Source organism: Bacillus cereus group sp. N11, assembly GCF_016483605.1.
Lineage (GTDB): Bacteria > Bacillota > Bacilli > Bacillales > Bacillaceae_G > Bacillus_A > Bacillus_A toyonensis.
Genome location: NZ_JAEHBN010000010.1, coordinates 145,404 through 168,467, shown reverse-complemented (window position 1 = coordinate 168,467; position 23,064 = coordinate 145,404). Strand labels below are relative to the sequence as shown.

The following is a 23,064-nucleotide window of genomic DNA, read 5'->3' as shown; positions in this document are numbered from 1 at the left end:
TACACTCTATTTGAGTATCAATTAACATCTGCAATCGCTATCTTTCACCTTATATATTCTATCATAGGCATTCTAAGAGAAACTACTCAAATCCCTTATACACAACAAGTAAAAAAGAGCCTCACTATTAGCAGCAAGGCTCTTTTCTTTATTCCATATGCTAGCCTTTTGAATAAAAACTAGTAATAACGTTCACATTACTACTTCTGATCCATTAGCAAGTAAGTGATCCATTTATTTTCAAAACGAATCTTTTTTATTCTACAGAGAAGATGAAAGAATACACCGGTTGATTCCCAGCATGCACTTCTACTTCAGCATCTTCAAATTTCTCTTCTACAAATGCAACTAACTCAGCTACTTCTTCATCAGTTGCATCTTCACCTTGTAGAATCGTTACGATTTCAGACTCTTCATCAATCAATGCTTCTAATAATTGCTTTGCAGCTCCTACTTTTTCAGCATTTGTTGATACGATTTTTCCATCCGCAATGCACATGAAATCGTCTTTTTGAATTGCTACACCGTCAATTTCCGTATCACGAACAGCATACGTAATTTGACCCGTTTTCACATGAGATAAAGCTTCTTTCATGTTTTCTTCATTTTCTTCTAACGTTCCAACTGGATTAAATGCTAACATTGCAGCCATACCTTGAGGAACTGTTTTTGAACGAATAACAATAACTTCTTGATCAACAACTGACGCTGCTTGTTCTGCTGCCATCACGATGTTTCCGTTATTTGGTAAGATGATGATTTTTTCAGCATTCGCCTCTTCAATCGCCTTCACAATATCCTCCGTACTCGGATTCATCGTTTGGCCACCTTCGATTACTTTCGTTGCACCAATGCTCTCAAATAAAGTTTTAATACCAGATCCCATAGCTACAGTTACGATACCATATGGTTGTTTTTCTTTCGATTGAGTTGTTTGCTCAGGAACCATAGTAGGTTCATCTAATAAAGCGGTATGCTGTTCACGCATATTTTCTACTTTAATCTTAATTAAACTACCATAGCGTTGCCCATAATTCATAGGATCTCCAGGATGTTCCGCATGAATATGAACCTTAACAACCTCATCATCTGATACAACAAGTAGTGAATCTCCGTATACACTAATATCTTCACGGAATTTTTGTTCAGAGAAATTATGTTCCTTCATTTTTTCAGGCTCTAATTTCACCATGAATTCCGTGCAATATCCATACTTTATATCTTCTGTACTCAATTGGCTTTGTACACTACGGTGATGTTCTGCGCGTACCATGTCATTCATAGATGGTTGGGCAGACACATCAGAAGAAATTGTTTCTCCTTTTAAGTCAGCTAAAAATCCTTCATATACAACAACAAGACCTTTACCACCGCTATCTACAACGCCAACTTGCTTTAATACAGGTAATAAATCTGGCGTACGATTTAACGATGCATTGGCTTCTTTCACAACGTCTTCCATAAACAAAACAAAGTCGCGCTGTTTTTTCGCAACTGTCACTGCATATTTACCCGTTTCTCTTGCAACCGTTAAAATCGTTCCTTCAATCGGTTTCATAACCGCTTTGTAAGCCGCTTCTACCCCAGCATCTAAAGCTGCAGCAAAATCAACTGTTGTTAATTCTTCTTTTTGTTCAATGGATTTTGAAAAACCACGGAATAACTGAGATAAAATAACACCAGAGTTACCACGAGCTCCCATTAATAATCCTTTGGCTAAACTTACACCGACTTTACCAGCGTGCTGTGAAGGATTTGCTTTCACTTCACGTGCGCCTGAAGTCATTGATAAGTTCATGTTTGTACCGGTATCGCCATCTGGAACTGGAAATACGTTTAATGCATCAACAAGCTGAACATTATTTGTTAAATTATTCGCTCCTTGCATGATCATTTGTGATAAACGTTTCCCATCAATTTTTTGAATTGACACAGATTTTCCTCCTTAATGCACATTACAAGTTTATTACTTTAACTCCTTGTACGTAGATGTTTACAGAATCTACTGCTAGTCCTACAGTTTGATCTAATGTATATTTCACTTTCGTCTGCACGTTATGTGCTACTTCTGAAATTTTCGTACCATAGCTCACAATAATATACATATCAATATGTACTTCATCTTCATCTTTACGAACAATAACACCTCTAGTGAAGTTTTCTTTTCGTAAAATGTCTGTTAATCCATCTTTTAACTGATTTTTTGATGCCATACCTACGATACCGTAGCAATCTACCGCGGCACCTCCAGCAATTGTTGCAATTACATCTGTACTAATATCAATTTGACCGTACTTCGTTTTAATTTCAATTGACATCTCGTTTCCCCCTTCATAAATGGTGAAAGTGAGCTAGACTACTTTAGTTACTATCATATAATCTTTTCAAAGAAAATTCCATCGTTCTTTCTTTTCACTCTCATATTTTATGTTTTATACTACACTTTTCTATGATGAGCAAAATAGTCCATTGTTATTATACAACATGTACCACTATAATATGTCAAGCAAATTTTCTTGATTTCAACTTTTCTTCACTTACATATAGTGTCAAGTAATTTTTCTTGATTTCTTTTTTCTACAGTGTTGCATTCTCTTTTTAGTTGTGTTAAATTATAGTAGTGTTTTTAGCATCGCAAAAAAGACTAACATTGAAAAATTACGTATGGTAAGGTGTCAAGGGAGGGAAATATAAATGGCTCGTGTTTGTGCTATCACTGGAAGAAAAGCTCGTTCTGGTAACTCTCGTTCTCACGCAATGAACGCTACAAAACGTAAATGGGGCGCTAACCTTCAAAAAGTTCGCGTACGCATCGACGGTAAAGTTCAACGTGTTTACGTTTCTGCTAGAGCATTAAAATCTGGCAAAATCGAACGTGTTTAATAATAAAAAAAAGAGCCGCTAGGCTCTTTTTTTACTATACCAATGGAAAAAGCACCTATTATCGGTGCTTTTTTTAGTCTTTTTTGAAGGTGTTTAACATCGCACGAACAATTCCACCAAGAAATTTAGGTAACTTAATTGTATAAAATCTCATGGTTTCCCTCCTAATCCCCTTTACTCCACTTGCCCACTATATGATGCAAGGAGCAAAATTGTTTCTTCAATCAGTGCTTCTTATCATCATTAATATGCCAGATGCGAATGAAAAAGTACCTTTTTCCTCAATGAGTTCATTACTAATACAAAGTGTCGATCCCCACTCTATCGTTTTATTAGTAAGAGGGTACTTAAATCCTTGTAGTGTAATACCTTCTACACTTTCAGTAACTGGCACAAATGATACATAGGGGAAATTTTTATTTATTCCAATTGTATATGTACCAACTTTTTTCACCATTATTTCATTTTTATTATCCACAATACACATTTCCACTTTTGCTTCTAAACCCTTTAAAAGCATCTGTATATTTGCTAAACCATGATCCAACCGCCCACCAGTTGCACCAAAAATACGAATTAATTTGGGTTTCTGTTCTAAAGCCCAACTAATTGCAATCTCTAAATCCGTTTGATCTTTTTCTCGTGGAACAATATGTAATTCATCTGTTTGCTGTCCCATCCATACTAATTCTTCTTCAGTTACTGAATCGTAATCTCCGAACGCAACAGATGGAGTAATCCCTCTTTTTAGTAAATGGTACACTCCTCTATCAACCGCCGCCCACACTACTTCTTCATTTTCATATCGAGAAAAATCTGCGCAATATTCTGCAGGGCCTCCTGCTAAAATATGAATAATCATTTTTCCTTCCCCTTCTATTGTAAAAAGGCAATCTGCCATTCGGTAGATTGCCTTTTTACATATTTTTCGCTCTATCCTGTCTAAATAGTGAAGTCTTACTAAACCCGAAACTTCACTAGGATAGGGATCTGTTCATTCATTATCCACGAATGATACGGATCGCTTCACCGCGGTCTTTTTGATTGTATACCGCTGATCCAGCTACAAGTACATTTGCTCCTGCTTCAACACAAAGTCTTGCCGTTTCAGCGTTGACACCACCATCAACTTCAATTTCGACTTCTAGATTTCGCTCTTTAACCATTTCTGCAATTTGTTTAATTTTCGGTAATACAGAATGGATAAATTTCTGTCCACCAAATCCAGGATTCACCGTCATAAGTAATACCATATCTATATCTTCTAACACATGCTCAATCACCGAAACTGGCGTATGTGGATTTAATACAACCCCTGCTTTAATGCCATGAGATTTAATTAACTGAATTGTACGATGTAAATGAGGACACGCCTCTACATGAACAGTAATAATATCCGCTCCCGCTTTCGCGAAAGTTGGGATATAGTTATCAGGATTTTCAATCATTAAATGCACATCTAACGGTAATGATGTAATCGGACGGATCGCTTCTACAATTAATGGCCCAATCGTAATATTCGGTACAAAATGCCCGTCCATTACATCGACATGAATGTAATCAGCTCCGCCTTTTTCTACATCTTTAATTTCTTCCCCTAATTTTGAAAAATCTGCTGATAAGATCGATGGTGCAATTTTAATCATAACTAATACCTCGGCTTTCTCTCTCTAATTTCTTCTACGAATTGTTGGTAATTCTTATAACGATATTCTGTAATCTTTCCTTCTTCAACCGCAGCTTTCACCGCACATTTCGGTTCAGAAAGATGTGTACACCCTCTAAATTTACAGTATTGGCTCGCTTCTTTCAACTCAGGAAAACAATATGTAAGATCTTCTACCTCTATATCTATGAAATCAAGTGAACTAAAACCAGGTGTATCCGCAACAAGTCCACTTCCAACTGCAATTAATTCCACGTGTCTTGTCGTATGTTTTCCGCGTCCTAAATGTGAGGAAATATCATTTGTTTTTAGTTCTAAATCCGGACGTAATACGTTAAGCATCGAAGATTTCCCAACACCTGATTGGCCAGCAACGACAGAAACACAACCTTCTAAAAATGGTTTTAAAATAGCAATACTTTCCGATGTATTTATAGAAGTAAATAATACATCATAACCCATTTCACGATAATCATTTGCATAAGCTTCAACGGTTTCTCGCATCTTTTCATCCACTAAATCCATCTTACTAATACAAATAATCGGCTTAATGTTATGATATTCAATCAGCACTAAAAATCGATCTAACAGTCCAGGATTAAAATCTGGTTCTACTGCAGAGAAAACAAGGATTGCTTGATCCACATTAGCAATAGGAGGCCTAACAAGTTCATTTTTTCGATCAAATACTTCAAGCACGTAGCCTTCCGTTGGGTTATCTGCTTGAAAAACGACTTGGTCTCCTACAAGTGGTGTAATTTTATTTTTTCTAAATACACCACGCCCACGACATTGTGTAATCCCTTCTTCATGTTGTACATAATAAAATCCACTTAAAGCTTTTACAATTTTTCCTTCTGGCATATAATTCTCCTTTATTTTGTATAAAGTGAAGCTGTAATTAAAACGAATAGACTAGAGTTCTTTAAACAATTATTTTAAAACCCACCAATATATAACCAGGTTCATATATTTAATCTCTACCATCAATTCGAAATATTTTTTACAACAATATCACTTGTATAGCTTTTTGAATCATATATTTTTGCCTGTTATACAGTCCACCTTGTAGACAGCATAACAGGCAAGGGTAATGCATTCCATTCTCTATAAAAAGAAAATGGAATTCACTATTATTGAGTTGGATACGGTACTTCCTTATTGATAATCGTTACTCCATCCCGTACGATTTTATAGTGACCCTTTGAGCCTTCTTGAATTACAAATTCTAAAGAAATTGTTGCCGACTCTGAAATCGTTCTAGTTTCAATTGGTCTATCCATCTTTTGTTGCATATCTTCTTTATAAATTTCTATTGTTTGCGGTTTTTTCTCACCTATTATAGAAGACTCATATGGGATAGAAATGTTATCCACCTTCACTGTTTTTGTTACTTTCGGCTTAGGGCCATTCGAGATGATAAGTGTCACTTTATCTCCTTCTTTTAACGGAGTTCCTGGTTTTGGCGATTGCGAAATTACAAGACCTTTATCAACCGTATCTGAATACTCTCGTTTTATATCTGGAGTTAATTTTCTCTCATTCAAATCACCAGTTGCACTATTTTCAGTCCATCTTGAAAAATCACCTGGTCTATTTTGATAAGGACCTTTACTTATCCAAACTTTCAGTTCTTGCTCCGCCTCTACAACCATTTGATCAGGTGTCGGTATTTGTTCTACAATTTCACCTTTTGGTTTATCATTTTCAATATAATTTTCAGTAACCTGTTTATATCTTTCTTCTAACTCGGGTTTTACACTCTCAAAGTTTTGACCTGTAAAATCCTTCATCTTACTTTTCTTTTTTCCACCTGATTGATAGATAGTAATTTTAGAACTTTCCTTCACTACTCTTCCTGCTACAGGATCAGTTTTTATTACATCTCCAGCTTCCACATCATCTGTATATACAATATTAGGTTCTGTCACTTCAAAACCTTTTTCTACCAATTTATTTACAGCTGTCGTATATTTCATACCAGCCACATCAGGAACTTTTACATCTTTCGGAATAAAGAATCCCGGAATAACAGTAAGAGCTAATGTTATTCCAATTGCTAAAAGTAAAAATGTCGTAATTAAAACCTTAATCCATTTATTACTTCGTTTTTTCTTCTTATCTAATTCAGTATGTTCTTTTCTTTTTGGTTCATCCACTTTACTTCCACTTAAAACAATCGTTTCATCAGTTACATTTTCAAATAATTGTTCTTGTTGGATAATTGGAATCGCTTTCGTCGCTTCCATATCTTCTGGTATGTAAAATGGCTGTTCATTAATTCGTTCTGGATATAAAGCCGTTTCAATATCTCGTTTCATCGCATTAGCAGATTGGTATCGATGGAACGGATCTTTAGCAGTTGCCTTTAATATAATATTCTCAACACTTTGCGGAATATTTTCATTCCATCTTCTTGGAGACGGTATTTCACTTTGTAAATGTTTTAAAGCTATTGCAACAGCAGATTCACCAGAAAACGGTTGTCTTCCTGTTAACAATTCGAACATAACAATACCAAGCGAATAAATATCTGATTGTTTATTTGCTATCCCGCCGCGCGCTTGTTCTGGTGATAAATAATGCACCGAACCAAGTACTGAATTTGTATGTGTAATAGTTGTTGCACTTGTAGCTGTCGCAATTCCAAAATCTGTTACTTTTACTACTCCATCAGCTCGAATTAAAATATTGTGCGGTTTTATATCACGATGCACAATTTCAAAATGATGAGCGTGTGCCATGGCGGATGTTAATTGCTCCATAATATCAAGAGCTTCCCCTATAGGTAACATCCCTTGCTCAATTATGTATTGCTTTAATGTTTGTCCAGGTACATACTCCATTACAAGATAATATATACCATCTTCTTCTCCAACATCATACATATTCACAATATTTGGATGCGACAACGTTGTAACAGATTGCGCTTCTCGATGGAAACGTTTAATAAACTCTTCGTTATTGGAATAGTCGAGTCTTAATATTTTCACCGCTACATCTCGGCCGAGTATGTCATCATGAGCTAAATATACATTGGCCATCCCTCCACCGCCAATCATTTTTAGCAGCTTATAACGGTCATTTAAGCGTTTTCCAATCAGCACGTTGCACTTCACCTACTTTCGTTTGTCGAATCCGCATAATCAATAAGAACAAGAGTAATATTATCCTCTCCACCACGATCATTCGCCAATTGAATGAGACTTTGCACCTTAGCTTCGAGCTGTTCATTTAACTGTAAAATTTGTTGCATATCAGTCATAGGGACTTTATTAGACAATCCATCAGAGCAAAGAAGCAATTGATCATCTTCTTCAAGTACCAATGTTTTAACATCTAATCCGACTTTTTCTTCTGTTCCTAGCGCTCTTAACAAAACATTTTTTTTCGGGTGGTATTCTGCATCTTCCTTTGAAATTTCACCATGTCTCACAAGTTCATTTACAAGTGAATGATCTTCCGTTACGAGTGACATTACTCCCTCTGATACCATATAACAACGACTATCTCCTATATGACCTATTGTTACAAAATTAGGCGTACAAATTGCTATGATAATCGTTGTTCCCATACCATCACACTCTACGTGTTGTTTAGAATATTCAAAAATGCGTTCATTAATAATTCCAACACTAGTATGTAACCACTCTTCTACTTTTTTAGGCTCATTCATATTATGCGTTTGCTTCCAATAATCATGGAATAATTGAATGGCCATCGAACTAGCTACATCGCCAGCTCGATGACCTCCCATTCCATCTGCTACTACCGCTAAAATATTTCCATCTAAATTGTGAAAAACTCCTGCACTATCTTCATTATGTTGACGAACTTTCCCTTTATCCGATAGAAACACGGCTTTCATCTCGTCACCTCGTCTCTTCTTTGCGCTCCTTCGCACGCAACTGACCGCAGGCAGCATCAATATCGTGACCTTGTTCACGGCGAATTGTTACATTCACTCCACGATCTTTAAGCGTTTTTTCAAATAAGAAAATTTGCTCACGTGGTGTTCGTACGTAATCACGTTCTGGTACGTAGTTAACCGGAATTAAGTTCACATGACACTTTACACCTTTTAAGAGCGCAGCAAGTTCTTCAGCGTGCTCAACTTGGTCATTTTCTCCTCCAAATAGTCCATATTCAAATGTAATACGACGCCCTGTTCTATTTACATAGTATTTAATAGCTTCCATTAAATCAGGTAGCTTATAAGCACGGTTAATCGGCATTAATTTTGAACGTAATTCTGAATTTGGAGCATGCAATGAAATCGCAAAATTAATTTGTAACTCTTCTTCAGCAAACTTGTAAATTTTCGGAATAATACCACTCGTCGAAACTGTCATATGTCTTGCACCAATATGAAGTCCTTTTTCATGGTTAGTGATGCGTAAAAATCCCATTAAATTATCATAGTTATCAAATGGTTCTCCAATTCCCATAACAACAAGAGAACTTACACGTTCTTCCGTTTCATCAAGCGCGCGTTGCACTTCTACTACTTGCGCTACAATTTCTCCAGCTTCTAGGTTTCGTTTTAACCCGCCAAGTGTAGAAGCACAGAACGTACAGCCAATACGACAACCAACTTGTGTTGTTACACAAATAGAATTTCCGTATTCATGTCGCATTAATACCGTTTCAATAGAATATCCATCATATAACTGGAATAAGAATTTAATCGTTCCATCCGAAGACGTTTGTTTTACTAACGTGTTTAAAGTAGTAATATCAAAGGAATTCGACAATTTATCACGCAATCCTTTAGAAAGGTTTGACATATCCTCATAATTTTTTACACGTTTTTTATATAGCCAGTCAAAAATTTGTCCAGCACGGAACTTCGGTTCTCCTTGTTCCTTTAACCAATCTTGCATTTCATGAAGTTGTAAAGAGTAAATTGATGGTTTTTTCGTTTCTACATTTTTCTTTTGTTTTTTTACAGTCGTTTCCATGATGCTACACCTTCTTCCTTAAACAAGCAATATAAAAGCCATCCGTTGCAAAATAATGCGGTAAAATTTGTACTTGACCTTCATTAATATACGGACTTAATTTTTCTGGCATACGTTCTTTTATCGTAGTATCCCATTCAAATTCAGGATGTTCTTTTAAAAATTTATCTATTACTTGTTCATTTTCTATTTTCTCAATTGTGCACGTACTATAAACAAGACGACCGCCTTGTTTTAATAATGGTGCTATCTTTTCTAATATCGCAAGTTGAATCGTCGATAATCTTTCACTATCGCCTTTATCTTTTCCTAACTTAATATCAGGTTTACGTCTAATTACCCCAAATCCAGAACATGGTGCATCTACTAATATTTTATCAAAAGTTTCATTTGAAAAGTGCTCTTGCACTTTTCTAGCATCTAACGCTTTTGTTTCTACATTTTCTAGACCAAGTCGCTCTGCTTGTTGTTTAATTAAACGCACTTTATGCGCGTGTAAATCAAGAGACATTACTTTACCAGTTCCCTTTAAACGCTCAGCTATATGCGTAGTTTTACCACCAGGAGCAGCACAACTATCAAGAACTGTCTCTCCCTCATTCGGTTCTAAAGCACGTGCAACAAGCATAGAGCTTTCATCTTGAATAGAAAGGAACCCTTTTTTAAACGCTTCTGTATGCGCTACATTCCCTCTTTCAATTTGAATTGCATCATCTGACAAATCGCCAGACTTTGCTTCTATTCCTTCACTTGCCAACAACTCAATTGCTTCTTCTACCGTTACTTTATCAACGTTCACACGTGCTGTAGGTACTGGTGGTAACATGTTTACTTCACACATTTTCTCTGCTGTCTCTAAACCATATTCAGATGCCCAATCTTGTACTAACCAAACTGGGTGACTCGTTGCAATTGCAAGACGTTCCACTGGATCTTTGATTTCATCTAATGAAGGTACACCTTCTCGCTGAATTGAACGCAATACTCCGTTCACCATGCCTGAAATCCCTTTATGCCCACGACGCTTTGCTATTTCAACCGCTTCATGAATAGCCGCTCTTTCTGGCACTCGGTCCAAATATATCATTTGATATAAAGATAAGCGAAGCAATACTCTTACCCACGCCTCAACCTTCTTTTTTAAAAAAGGCTGTAAATAATAATCTAATGTGTCACGACGTTGAATCGTTCCATATACAATTTCAGTTAATAAACCAATATCTTTTCTATCAATTGCATTTTTTTCAATTAGATTATTTAAAAGTAAGTTACTATATGCACCACTTTTTTCTACTTGAATTAAACCATCAAGAGCTAATTCACGAACATTTTGTCTCATGCATTTTCTCCTAACTTCGTGCCAATTTCAGGTTTTGTCCCACGTAAAAATTGTGAACAACTCATACGCTTTTTACCCGACGGTTGCAATTCAGTAATTTTAACACCTGTTTCATTCCCTGTTGCAACAACAAATCCATCTTCTTCAAGACCAACTATTGTACCTGGTTCAGCTTTCGCTTCTAGAGAAACTTTCTCTCCCCACCATACTTTAACAACTTGTTCTGCTAAAGTCGTATATGCAACTGGCCATGGGTTCAATCCGCGAATGTGATTGTATACTTCTTCACCTGTTTTTGTCCAATCAATTTTCTCTTGCTCACGTTTTATATTATATGCGAATGTCACTTCATCTTCATTTTGTTTAATCGGTTCTAACTTACCTTGAATTAATAAAGGTACTGTTTTAGATAGAAGATGTGCACCGGCTTCACTTAACTTATCAAATAACGAGCCCGTCGTTTCACGCTCTTCAATTTCCACTTCTACTTGCGTTAAAATATCACCAGCGTCTAATTTTTCTACCATATACATAATTGTAATTCCTGTTTTTTCTTTACCTTCCATAATTGCATAATGAATCGGTGCACCACCGCGTAGTTCTGGAAGTAAAGAGGCATGGACATTAATACATCCGTACTTTGGCGCTTCTAAAATTTCGTTTGGTACAATCTGACCGAACGCAGCTGTTACAATTAAATCCGCCTCTAATGCTAATACTTTTTCATATTCGTCTTTTTCACGAATTTTCAGTGGTTGTAACACCGGAATACCATGTTTCTCCGCTTCAACTTTAACAGGTGTAGGTGTTAATACTTTTTTTCTACCTACCGGACGATCTGGTTGCGTCACAACACCTACTACATCATAGCCATCTTCGATAAGACGACGAAGCACCGGCACTGAAAAGTCCGGTGTTCCCATAAATACTACTTTAATCATTTAAAAACCGCTCCTTTTAACACCTATTCTAATTCGTTTTCTTCATAATATCTTGTCACTTTCGATGTAAATAGAACACCGTGTAAATGATCGATTTCATGTTGAATTGCACGCGCTAAAAATCCTTCCGCTTCTAATAAAAACACTTTACCTCGGCGATTCTGTGCTCTTACTTTAATATAATCTGCACGTTCCACTTCACCATAAAGTCCCGGGAAGCTTAAACAGCCTTCGGGACCTACTTGTTCACCACGTTTTTCTAATATTGATGGATTGATTAACTCGATTTTCCCAGTATCATCATCGACATCAACAACTGCTACTTGCAAGCTTACCCCTACTTGAGGTGCAGCTAAACCGACTCCGTCCGCCATTAACATTGTTTCATGCATATCTTTCAACAATTTCACTAACTTTTTATCAAAGTTAATTACTCTTTCACATGGTGTTTCTAACACTTCATTTGGATGCTTTACTATTTCTAAAACTGCCATATTTCCCTCCGCTACATTAACATTGTTGGATTAAAATCAATTGAGATTTGTAGCTCTTTTTGCATTTCTGCTTGATAATGTTCATTTACCATTTTGAGCACGTTCTTTAAGTTTGGTTCCCGTTTGTATTTTATCATGCATTGGTAACGATATCTATCTTTTATCCTTGGAATTGCTGAAGCAACTGGCCCTAACACCATCGTTTGCTGCGAACAATGCATTCGTAAATGACCGACAATTTTTTCCGTCACTTGCACTGCCTTTAATAATTCTGGATGAGATACCGTTACAAGTACAACATAGTAATAAGGTGGATATTGTCTTGTTCGTCTCATTTGCATTTCTTGGTCAAAAAACACATCATATTGCTGGTTCTTTGCTAACTCTATACTATAATGTTCTGGCGTATACGTTTGAATTACAACTTCCCCTGGCAATTCATGTCTACCTGCCCGTCCACTTACTTGCGTCAATAATTGATATGTTTTTTCACTCGCCCGAAAATCAGGTAAGTGAAGCATCGTATCTGCAGTTAAAACACCAACGAGCGTTACTTTCGGAAAATCAAGTCCTTTGGCGATCATTTGTGTCCCGAGTAATATATCTGCTTTCTCTTCACCAAATGCCTTTAATAACTTCTCATGCATTCCTTTGCGACTTGTCGTATCTACGTCCATTCGAATGACTCGCGCTTCTGGAAATAGTTTTGTAATTTCTTCTTCTACTTTTTGTGTGCCTGTACCAAAGAAACGAATATATGTACTTTGACAAGCTGGACACGCAGTTGGCATATTCTCCTCATAACTGCAATAATGACATTTTAAACGATGGTTCATTTTATGATACGTCAGCGAAATATCACAATGTGGACATTGTACAACATACCCGCAATCACGACACATCACAAATGTTGAATGACCTCTCCTATTTAAAAAGAGAACCATTTGTTCTTTCTTTTCTAGTCGATCTGCTATTTTTTCATGCAACGCCTTCGAAAACATCGATCGATTCCCGTCGCGAAGTTCTTCACGCATGTCAACAATTTCTACTGTTGGTAAAGCTTGTTCGTTCATACGTTTTTCCATCGTTAATAGTTCATAAACACCTTTTGTCGCTCTTGCAAATGATTCAAGTGTAGGCGTTGCACTTCCAAGAACGATTGGACATTTATGATATTGCCCTCTCCACACCGCTACATCTCTTGCATGATACTTCGGGTTATCTTCTTGCTTATAACTCGATTCATGCTCTTCATCAATAATAATAATCCCTAAATTTTCAAAAGGAGCAAAAATAGCTGAACGGGCACCAACTACCACTTTCACTTCTTTTCTTAAAATCTTACGCCATTCATCATATTTTTCACCAACAGACAGTGCACTATGAAGAACCGCTACTTGCGAGCCAAATCTACCTTTAAAACGATCTACCATTTGAGGCGTTAGCGCAATTTCAGGAACGAGTACAATAGCTTCTTTTTCCTTCTTCAGCACCGCTGCTATAGATTGTAAATATACTTCTGTCTTTCCGCTTCCTGTAACACCATATAGTAAAAATGGATTGTAAGTTTCATTTGTAATTGATGATAAAATAGGTGTAATAACTTGCTTTTGTTCCTCTGTAAGTGGAAATGGTTTCGTTTGTTCAAAATCATCATCGTCATACGGATTCCGGTATACTTCCACATATTTTTCTGAGATTAGCCCCTTTTTAACAAGTGATTTTATTGGAGCATCTGTTATTTGTAGCTCTTCTGTTAACAATTTCAACGGTACACTTTTATAATTTTCCACAAAATAATAAAGTACATCTTGTTGTTTTTTACTTTTCAATTCAAATGCAGCTAATTCTAATTTATCTTCCGGCAACTCTGGCTGAACGACTCTTTGTTTCTTCTTCTGCACTTTATCTTTCACTTGATATACGACTTCCATCGTACCATTTTTAATTTCTTGTTGAATAGCGCGGTATAAATGTGGCTGCGCCTCAATAACTTCCCAATTGATTGCTTCCTTATCCTGAAATAAATACAGTATTGCAGGTGCTACTTCTTCTTGTTTACGAAGTTGTAGACGCTTTTTATACGTTGCTTTTATCGCTGTCGGAAGCATGACTTGAAATGCTGAAATCATATAACATAACGTTTCACTTGTAAGCCAATATCCAAGCTTTAATAATTCATCATTTAAAACCGGTGTTACATCTAATATTTCATGGATTGTCTTTAATTTCTTACTTTCCACGTCAACCGAATCTTTAATCTCAATAATAAAACCTTGCAATTTTCTTGGACCAAATGGAACTACTACACGCATTCCTGTCTGTACAATATCTTCCCATTTTCTAGGGATAATGTAATCAAACGGTCTATCTGTCTGACGGGCAGGTACATCAACAATTACACTTGCAAATTTCATAAACGATCATCTTCTAACATCATTTCAATTTGCTTTAATATTTCGCGAGCTACCTCTTTCTTCGTTAAAAGTGGCAACTCAATAACTTTTCCATCTTTTCTATACATTGTTACAATGTTCGTATCTGTGCCAAATCCAGCTCCTTGCGCTTTTACATCATTCGCAACAATCATATTCGCATTTTTCTCACGTAACTTTTTCGTTGCGTATTCCTCTACGTTTGTCGTTTCAGCAGCAAAACCGATAAGTAACTGTTTACCCTTCTTCTCACCTAGCGTTTTTAAAATATCTACCGTTCTCTCTAATTCAATTACAGCATCATCATTCTGCTTTTTCATTTTATTATCATGAACATATTTCGGGCGATAATCTGCAACAGCTGCTGTTTTGATGACAACATCTACATTTTGATAATGTTGAAGGACTGCTTCTAACATATCCTGCGCTGAATCCACTTGTATCGTTGTTACATGTAGTGGCGGATTTAATGCCGTCGGCCCCGAAACAAGTATGACATCAGCCCCTAAGTTCGCTGCTACTTCTGCAATCGCATACCCCATTTTTCCAGAAGAAAAATTCGTCATAAAACGAACTGGATCAATCTTTTCACGCGTCGGGCCAGCAGTTATTAACATTTTCTTACCTTGTAGTGGTTTTTGTTCCGTGAATGCTTCTTCTAACCGCGCAATAATTGCTTCAGGTTCCTCTAGTCTTCCCTTCGCTACATAACCACACGCTAAAAAGCCTTCCCCAGGCTCAATAAATGTATATCCTAACGTTTTTAACGTCATCATATTTTTTTGAACAATTTTATTTTCGTACATATGCACATTCATAGCAGGTGCAATCCATACTGGAGCTGTAGTAGCTAATAAAGTAGTTGTAATCATATCATCCGCAATACCACCAGCTAACTTCCCGATACAATTGGCTGTAGCAGGTGCAACAAGTACTACATCTGCCCAATCTGCTAAATCGATATGAGCAATAACAGCTGAGTCTTTCTCATCGAATGTATCTGTATATACATCATGACGAGAAAGTGCTTGGAATGTAAGAGGCGTAACAAATTTTATTGCCGACTCACTCATGATCACCTTTACAATAGCACCAGCTTGTGTCAATTTACTAGTTAACGCAGCCGCTTTAAAGACCGCAATGCCTCCTGTTACACATAGGAGTATCTTTTTCCCTTTTAGCATATGGCTCGTCCTCTTTCTTTTTCAAACTTATAATACTGAAACAGGTTTCTCAGCTCTTCAGTACCAATATTTCATCCTATCGTAAAAAAATAACAACCTACTTGTAAATAGGTTGTTACCGTTACATAGAAAATTATAAAGTCTATGTTTTAATTTGTCGAAAATAATATCTTAATCAATTATTTTGCCTTCGCTTGGTACATATTTTAACACTTCTACATCGATTTCTTCTAATGCTTTACCTACACATTTATGAGAAACAGGCTGTTCAATAACACAGTTGTTAGCAAGTTGCATTTCACGTGCACGCTTTGCAGCTACTGTTACAAGTGTATATTTAGAATCGATTTTTGTTAATAATGAATCAATTGATGGATTTAACATAATTATAGACCCTCCGTCATTTCTTTATAATATTTTGCTACTCTTTCGCGGCGGCAATGTTCACCAACCACAATTGCTTTAATTCTATCACAAGCTAATTCAACTTGATCATTTTCTACAACATAGTCGTAAGCGTCCATCATTTCGATTTCTTCTTTCGCTACAGTTAAGCGATTTTCAATAACATCTTCAGTTTCTGTACCACGGCCGACAATTCGGTTTTTTAGCTCAGATAAACTTGGGGGTGCTAAGAAAATAAATACACCTTCTGGGAAAGCTTTCTTAACTTGAATTGCTCCTTGCACTTCAATTTCTAAGAATACATCTTTTCCTTCTTGTAATGTTTTTTCAACATAGTCAATCGGTGTTCCGTAATAATTACCTACGAACTCAGCCCACTCAAGTAATTTTTCATTACGAATCATTTCCTCAAATTCTTCTCTCTCTTTAAAGAAATAATCCACACCATCTACTTCACCTTCACGCGGCTTACGTGTCGTTACTGAAATAGAGTATTGAAAACGTGTATCCTCATGGCTAAACAGCTCTTTTCGAACCGTTCCTTTACCAACCCCAGAAGGTCCTGAAAGTACGATGAGCAATCCTCTTCTACTTCTCATAAATATGTAAAACCTACCCTTCCTCACTTAAATCTTCTTTATTATTCAAACGATGTGCAATCGTCTCTGGCTGAATTGGACTTAATACAACATGCCCATCATCCATAACAATAACCGCCCTTGTTTTTCTCCCATACGTAGCATCTAGTAAAGCATTATGTTCACGTGCTTCCTGTACTGTTCGTTTAATAGGAGCTGACTCCGGACTTACAATAGCAATAATTCGATGAGCAGATACAATATTTCCGTATCCAATATTTAAAAACCGCATGGCCATAGTTTGCGCCTCCTAGTAAGTCTATCCGATTTCTCCACCACGTATAACTTTATATATTTTTTGAAAGCTACTCAATATTTTGTACTTGTTCACGAATTTTTTCAAGGTTATTTTTCATTTCTACAACATATTTTGAAATTGTTAAGTCATTTGCCTTCGAACCAATCGTATTAATTTCTCGATGCATCTCTTGCACGATGAAGTCCATTTTTCTTCCAACAGGCTCTTCAATCTGCAGTGTTTCACGAAATTGTTCTAAATGACTTTGTAAACGAACTAACTCTTCATGAATATCACAACGCTCTGCAAACATCGCGACTTCTGTTAGCAATCTTTGTTCGTCTAGATCTTGATTATGTAATTCCTTTAAGCGATTTTCTAATCGTTCACGATATTTTTGTGTAACAATCGGTGCATGTGGAATAATTGCATTTACACAATTGTGAATCTCTTGTAAACGATACGACATATCTTTATGTAATCGTTCTCCTTCGCCATCTCTCATCGTTTTCAACATATGAGCAGCTTGGCGAACAGCCTCATATAAACTATTCTCAAATTGTTCATTTACGTTTTCTATTTCTTCAATTGCCGTTACTTCTGGCATTGCCATTAATTGCCCAAGTGTAATAGAATCTTGCAATTGAAATTTTCCTTTTATATCTTCCATCATCGATTGGTACTGCTTGAGAAGCGACCAATTCACACTTAATTTTCTTTCAACAAGCCCTTCACCCGTTATACTAATAGACACTTCAATGCGCCCACGTCGAACTTGCTGTGCGATTATTTTACGAATTTTGTCTTCAAATACCATCATTTGCTTCGGAAGTCGAATACTCATCTCAAGAAAACGGTGGTTCACCGATTTCATTTCTACTGTAATCTGAAAAGTATCACTTTCTACTTTCGACCTTCCAAACCCTGTCATACTAGAAATCATTTTTATCACATCCAAGCCATGAAATAACTCAATGAAAAAGGTAATAGAGACAAGGCTCTACTACCTTCTGTAAATTATATCACATTTTCATATCATTGACTATTTCAAGTTTAATCCCTTCTTATATAAAAGTGGCTTTTTCTCCTTACCTTTTTTCCTTGTTAATAAAGAACCTACTAATAAGAAAGTCGGAATTGATGACAAACCTCCAATTAACAACCAATCTCTTGCTTGTATTGGCATTGTACTAAAAATTGGTTGTAACGGTGGATAATAAATAACAACGAGCATTAACAACAATGAAATGATAACAGCCCCTACTAAATACACGTTCCCAAATGGATTGCGATGAAAGACAGAATGTTCACTTCGGCAATCAAACACATGAATAAGTTGCGCAAGTACCAAAGTCGCAAATGCTACTGTCTGTGCATATTTCAGTTCATTCGGATGTTGATTATATGCGATAATAAACGCTACTAACGTCACTGCTCCAATGAGGAACCCTCGACTTATAATTTTCCAGGCAAGCCCTCTGGCGAATACCCCCTCTTTCGGATGCCGCGGCGTTCTCTTCATCACATCTCCTTCCGCCTTATCCAAACCTAATGCCATCGCTGGTAAACCGTCGGTAACTAAGTTCACCCATAATATTTGAATTGGAACCATCGGCAATGGCAGTGCCAGTAACATCGCAAATAACATAACTAAAATTTCGCCGACGTTTGATGCTAACAAATATCGAATAAACTTTCGAATATTTTCGTATATGTTTCTACCTTCTTTAATCGCTGATTTAATCGTCGCAAAGTTATCATCTAACAATACAAGCGAAGAAGCTTCTTTCGCAACGTCTGTTCCTGTAATACCCATCGCTATCCCAATATCCGCTGTTTTTATAGCTGGTGCATCGTTTACTCCATCTCCTGTCATCGCTACTATATGCCCTTTATTTTGCAATGATTTAACAATTTTTAATTTATGTTCTGGTGATACACGAGCAAATACGTAAGTATCTTCTACAACATTTTCTAGTTCCTCTATATCCATATTTGCTAGCTCAACACCTTCCACCACACGACCTCCTGGTGGTAAAACCCCTAATTGTTCCGCAATCGCCATCGCTGTTACTTTATGATCTCCTGTAATCATCACTGTTCGAATACCAGCTTCTTTACACTCTTTTACCGCCTGCGCTACCTCTGGTCTTGGCGGATCGATCATACCTTGTATCCCGATTAACATAAAATCTTTTTCAACATCTCTCTCATGTTCAGTGGAATCTGTTACTTTTAATGGCTTAAATGCAACCGCAATTGTTCGAAGCGCTTGGCTACCTAAACTATGAATAGCCGCCTGTACTTCTTTTCTATATAACTCACTCATCGGTTGCTGCTTATCACCCCATAAGATTGTTTGGCTCATTTGCAGGAGGACGTCTGGAGCTCCTTTCGTAACAACAAACTTTTTCCCATCTCGATCACGGACAATAACACTCATCATCTTTCGAGTCGAATCAAATGGGAACTCACGAATAATCTCGAACTTCCCTTTCAGTGCATCACGTGTTATTCCCGCTTTCATTGCTGCAGCTACAAGTGCTCCCTCTGTTGGATCCCCATCTAATACATACGCCTTTTTCTTTTGAATAATATTCGCATTGTTACATAGTGAACCGAATGTAAGTAGCTGATAAAGCGCTTTTGTCTTAGCTGGATTAACTTCTATTTCACCTTTCATAAAAGATCCATTAGGTTCATATCCTTGACCAGTCACTTTCCACAACTCTCCACCTGACCACATATGTGTTACCATCATTTTGTTTTGTGTCATTGTTCCTGTTTTATCAGAACAAATTACAGAAGCACAACCTAATGTTTCTACAGCTGGTAACTTTCTTACAATTGCTCTCTTTTTTATCATACGCTGTACACCAAGTGATAAAGCTACTGTAACGATTGCGGGCAATCCTTCTGGAATAGCAGCAACAGCTAAGGATACACCTGCTAAAAACATATGGTATACTTCATTCCCTTGATACACACCTGCTAATACAACGAGTGCTGTCAAAATAAGAGCTACAATAATTAATATTTTCCCGAGTTGCTCTAATCTTCTTTGCAGTGGTGTTTCCATTTGCTCTGCATTTTGCAACATATTTGCAATTTGGCCCATTGCGGTATTCATACCAGTCGCTACAACGACTCCTGTTCCAGATCCTCGCGTAATCATCGTACCCATAAAAGCCATATTTTTTTGATCACCAATTGAAACATCTTGCCCTTGCAATGCTTCTATCTTCTTTTGTACAGGTACTGACTCTCCTGTCAGGGCAGACTCTTCGATATATAAACTCGATGCCTCAACGAGACGGACGTCAGCCCCAATACGATCACCACTGGAAAATTTAATAACATCACCTAAAACAAGTGCTTTAGATGGTGCCTTTACCCACTTTCCATTCCTCATTACCGTAACTTGTGGGGCGGCTAGTTCTTTTAAAGCTTCCAATGATTTTTCAGCCTTTCTTTCTTGAAAAAAACCTAGAATACCATTGATAATGACAATGGCAACAATAGCTATAGAATCAATATATTCACCTAAAAATGCAGAAACAATTGTTGCTCCAAATAAAACAAGTACCATAAAATCTTTAAATTGTGCTAAAAATACCATTAGTGCAGAAGGCCTTTTTGCTTCTTCTAATTCATTTGTACCAAATTTCTTAATTCGCCCTTCTGCTTCTTTCTCTGTTAGTCCAACTTTTACATTCGTATTCGTTCTTTCTTCCACTTCATGTGCCCGCATTCCATACCAGTTCATCCTGCCATCGACCTCCTGATTCCAGACATACTCTATTGAAAGCTTATTCAGCCTCGTCCAAAAAAATGCTATAATTAACTTTTAGTTAGAAAGGAGTGTTCATTTATGGCATTCGATGGATTATTTACAAGAGCAATTACACATGAAATTGCAAATTCTCTTTACACAGGAAGAATTTCCAAAATATATCAACCTTCAAAATACGAGATTTTATTACATATTCGAGCAAACGGAAAGAACCAAAAACTAATTCTTTCGTCTCACCCTACATATGCGCGTATGCACTTAACGAATCAAAACTACGATTCACCAGCAATACCGCCGATGTTTTGTATGCTTCTTCGTAAACATTTAGAAGGCGGATTTATTGAAAAAATTGAACAAATTGACTTAGAACGTATTATTCAAATTACAGTTCGCAGTCGGAATGAAATCGGAGACGAATCATTAAAAACATTAGTAATCGAAATAATGGGACGACACAGTAACATTATCTTAGTAGATACGAAAACAAATGTTATTTTAGATAGCTTAAAACACATATCTTTAGCGGTAAACCGCCATCGTACTGTATATGCTGGAGCTGGATATGTTGCCCCTCCAGCACAACATAAGGTTAATCCGCTTCTTATCGAAACAGCAGCTGATTTTATTAGACCGCTAGACTTTTTATCCGGAAACATGGACAAACAACTTGTCGGAGCATTTATGGGAATTTCCCCATTATTCGCAAAAGAAGTTGTAAAAAAAGCAGGTATGGCAAATGAAAAAGCATTATCTGAAGCGTTTTTCTCCATACAAAAACCATTACTAACTCATACATATTCACCAACAATGATTACTGCAAACGGAAAAGAATTCTTTTATCTTTTCCCTCTTACACACTTGCAAGGAGAAGAAAAAACATTCTCATCTGTTAGTGAATTGTTAGACCGTTTCTTTTTCGGAAAAGCGGAGCGAGACCGTGTAAAACAACAAGCTCATGATTTAGAACGCTTTATGCAAAACGAAAAAAACAAAAATGAGAAAAAACTTATTAAACTTGAAAAAACATTACAAGATGCTGGAAAAGCAGATAAATATCAACTATTTGGAGAGCTACTTACAGCCAATATGTACGCTTTGAAAAAAGGCGATAAAGATATTGAGGTCGTTAATTATTACGATGAAAATGGCGGTACTGTAAAAATCACATTAGATCCGTTAAAAACACCGTCTGACAATGCACAACGCTATTTCCAAAAATACCAAAAAGCAAAAAATTCAGTTGTTATGGTAGAAGAACAAATCGAAAAAACCAATGAAGAAATTCTTTATTTTGATAGCTTACTTCAACAAATGGAAGCTGCTTCTTCAAAAGATATTGAAGAAATTCGTGAGGAATTAGCCGAAGAAGGATATGTGCGTAATCGTAAGACGAAAAATGCAAAGAAAAAGCCTACAAAACCAGTATTAGATAAATATGTAGCTAGTGACGGTACAGAGATTTTCGTTGGTAAAAACAATAAGCAAAATGATTATTTAACAACGAAATTTGCCCGTCGGGATGAAATTTGGTTACATACGAAAGACATACCTGGTTCTCACGTTGTCATTCGTTCTTTAGAACCTGCTGAAGAAACTTTACTAGAAGCTGCAAAAATTGCCGCTTATTACAGTAAAGCAAAAGAGTCTAGCTCTGTACCTGTTGATTTTACAAAAATACGCCATGTGAAAAAACCGAGTGGTGCAAAGCTTGGATTCGTTACGTATGATAACCAACAAACAGTATATGTAACACCAGATGCTGACATCGTAATGAAATTAAAAGCGTAAATATAAAAAATGCGTTGCTAGATAGCAACGCATTTTTTATATTCATTCACATTCGTTCCTATATCCGTTAACTAATTCACACTATCTTTCTTTTGTCATTTTATATATTGTCAAAAAGATTGACAGTGTCATTACGCATTTGTATAAATTTTTTTACAGTATGTATATAAAGTTCAACTCAAGTCAATGTTTTTATCCCCTACTAATTGCAATCTGAATTTTATTAACGGCACGCCTCCCACAAAATAGCTGGATAATCGTTTATTTTCCCTAATATATATTTTGGCACGCTATTTGCT

21 protein-coding genes are annotated in these 23,064 nt (G+C 36.6%); 2 read left to right on the top strand and 19 right to left on the bottom strand.

Annotated features, from left to right (window positions below; translation table 11 throughout):
• Positions 1-256: 256 nt before the first annotated feature.
• Together JDS98_RS17975 and JDS98_RS17970 are read right to left on the bottom strand one after the other, a co-directional pair.
• On the bottom strand, positions 257-1,933 hold the full coding sequence (locus JDS98_RS17975; protein WP_000027119.1) for a DAK2 domain-containing protein: 1,677 nt from the start codon (positions 1,931-1,933) through the stop codon (positions 257-259).
• A 22-nt stretch (positions 1,934-1,955) separates the two neighbouring features.
• Positions 1,956-2,318, bottom strand: coding sequence for an Asp23/Gls24 family envelope stress response protein (locus tag JDS98_RS17970; RefSeq protein ID WP_000021109.1), 363 nt, complete (start codon positions 2,316-2,318; stop codon positions 1,956-1,958).
• A gap of 376 nt (positions 2,319-2,694) precedes the next feature.
• Here JDS98_RS17970 and rpmB point away from each other — a divergent pair, with 376 nt between their 5' ends.
• Positions 2,695-2,883, top strand: a complete 189-nt coding sequence (gene rpmB / locus JDS98_RS17965; RefSeq protein WP_000124776.1) for a 50S ribosomal protein L28 — start codon at positions 2,695-2,697, stop codon at positions 2,881-2,883.
• Between the two features lie 73 nt (positions 2,884-2,956).
• Here the strand turns inward: rpmB and spoVM are convergent, their stop codons facing one another.
• From spoVM to JDS98_RS17880, 17 genes are all read right to left on the bottom strand, one after another.
• Positions 2,957-3,037 (bottom strand): stage V sporulation protein SpoVM, encoded by an 81-nt coding sequence (gene spoVM, locus JDS98_RS17960; protein WP_001213599.1) that lies wholly within the window; start codon positions 3,035-3,037, stop codon positions 2,957-2,959.
• A 66-nt stretch (positions 3,038-3,103) separates the two neighbouring features.
• Entirely contained in the window at positions 3,104-3,784 is a 681-nt protein-coding gene (locus tag JDS98_RS17955) for a thiamine diphosphokinase (RefSeq protein WP_002039429.1), read from the bottom strand.
• 100 nt (positions 3,785-3,884) lie between these two features.
• A complete protein-coding gene (gene rpe, locus JDS98_RS17950; protein WP_199634169.1) occupies positions 3,885-4,529 on the bottom strand; it encodes a ribulose-phosphate 3-epimerase in 645 nt (214 codons plus the stop codon).
• A gap of 2 nt (positions 4,530-4,531) precedes the next feature.
• Positions 4,532-5,413: a ribosome small subunit-dependent GTPase A gene (gene rsgA, locus JDS98_RS17945; RefSeq protein ID WP_001113944.1), complete on the bottom strand. Its 882-nt coding sequence runs from the start codon at positions 5,411-5,413 to the stop codon at positions 4,532-4,534.
• Positions 5,414-5,682: 269 nt separating this feature from the next.
• Entirely contained in the window at positions 5,683-7,656 is a 1,974-nt protein-coding gene (gene prkC, locus JDS98_RS17940; RefSeq protein ID WP_199634168.1) for a serine/threonine protein kinase PrkC, read from the bottom strand.
• A gap of 8 nt (positions 7,657-7,664) precedes the next feature.
• Positions 7,665-8,417: a Stp1/IreP family PP2C-type Ser/Thr phosphatase gene (locus JDS98_RS17935; RefSeq protein ID WP_000648690.1), complete on the bottom strand. Its 753-nt coding sequence runs from the start codon at positions 8,415-8,417 to the stop codon at positions 7,665-7,667.
• A gap of 4 nt (positions 8,418-8,421) precedes the next feature.
• The gene (gene rlmN / locus JDS98_RS17930) at positions 8,422-9,510 is read right to left on the bottom strand and encodes a dual-specificity RNA methyltransferase RlmN (protein WP_000450536.1); all 1,089 of its coding nucleotides are present in this window, start codon (positions 9,508-9,510) and stop codon (positions 8,422-8,424) included.
• A 4-nt stretch (positions 9,511-9,514) separates the two neighbouring features.
• Positions 9,515-10,849, bottom strand: a complete 1,335-nt coding sequence (gene rsmB, locus JDS98_RS17925) for a 16S rRNA (cytosine(967)-C(5))-methyltransferase RsmB (RefSeq protein WP_097956954.1) — start codon at positions 10,847-10,849, stop codon at positions 9,515-9,517.
• Entirely contained in the window at positions 10,846-11,790 is a 945-nt protein-coding gene (gene fmt / locus JDS98_RS17920; RefSeq protein WP_000598798.1) for a methionyl-tRNA formyltransferase, read from the bottom strand. The genes rsmB and fmt overlap by 4 nt, the downstream gene beginning before the upstream one ends.
• Before the next feature lie 23 nt (positions 11,791-11,813).
• Positions 11,814-12,284, bottom strand: a complete 471-nt coding sequence (def, locus tag JDS98_RS17915; protein ID WP_000279472.1) for a peptide deformylase — start codon at positions 12,282-12,284, stop codon at positions 11,814-11,816.
• Positions 12,285-12,295: 11 nt separating this feature from the next.
• A complete protein-coding gene (priA, locus tag JDS98_RS17910) occupies positions 12,296-14,701 on the bottom strand; it encodes a primosomal protein N' (protein ID WP_199634167.1) in 2,406 nt (801 codons plus the stop codon).
• Entirely contained in the window at positions 14,698-15,903 is a 1,206-nt protein-coding gene (gene coaBC / locus JDS98_RS17905; protein WP_199634166.1) for a bifunctional phosphopantothenoylcysteine decarboxylase/phosphopantothenate--cysteine ligase CoaBC, read from the bottom strand. Before coaBC ends, priA begins: the two co-directional genes overlap by 4 nt.
• Before the next feature lie 171 nt (positions 15,904-16,074).
• Entirely contained in the window at positions 16,075-16,287 is a 213-nt protein-coding gene (gene rpoZ / locus JDS98_RS17900; protein WP_000933967.1) for a DNA-directed RNA polymerase subunit omega, read from the bottom strand.
• A gap of 2 nt (positions 16,288-16,289) precedes the next feature.
• Positions 16,290-16,907 carry a guanylate kinase gene (gmk, locus tag JDS98_RS17895; protein WP_001257739.1) on the bottom strand — a complete coding sequence of 206 codons (618 nt, stop codon included), beginning with the start codon at positions 16,905-16,907 and terminating at the stop codon, positions 16,290-16,292.
• A 13-nt stretch (positions 16,908-16,920) separates the two neighbouring features.
• Complete coding sequence (gene remA, locus JDS98_RS17890) at positions 16,921-17,184, bottom strand: extracellular matrix/biofilm regulator RemA (protein WP_001251456.1); 264 nt, start codon at positions 17,182-17,184, stop codon at positions 16,921-16,923.
• A 67-nt stretch (positions 17,185-17,251) separates the two neighbouring features.
• Positions 17,252-18,127 (bottom strand): YicC/YloC family endoribonuclease, encoded by an 876-nt coding sequence (locus tag JDS98_RS17885; RefSeq protein ID WP_087969798.1) that lies wholly within the window; start codon positions 18,125-18,127, stop codon positions 17,252-17,254.
• A gap of 99 nt (positions 18,128-18,226) precedes the next feature.
• Entirely contained in the window at positions 18,227-20,950 is a 2,724-nt protein-coding gene (locus JDS98_RS17880; protein ID WP_001104768.1) for a calcium-translocating P-type ATPase, SERCA-type, read from the bottom strand.
• Positions 20,951-21,055: 105 nt separating this feature from the next.
• On the opposite strand from JDS98_RS17880, the gene JDS98_RS17875 reads away from it, so the two are divergent.
• Positions 21,056-22,765, top strand: a complete 1,710-nt coding sequence (locus JDS98_RS17875) for an Rqc2 family fibronectin-binding protein (RefSeq protein WP_097956953.1) — start codon at positions 21,056-21,058, stop codon at positions 22,763-22,765.
• The last annotated feature ends 299 nt before the right edge of the window (positions 22,766-23,064 follow it).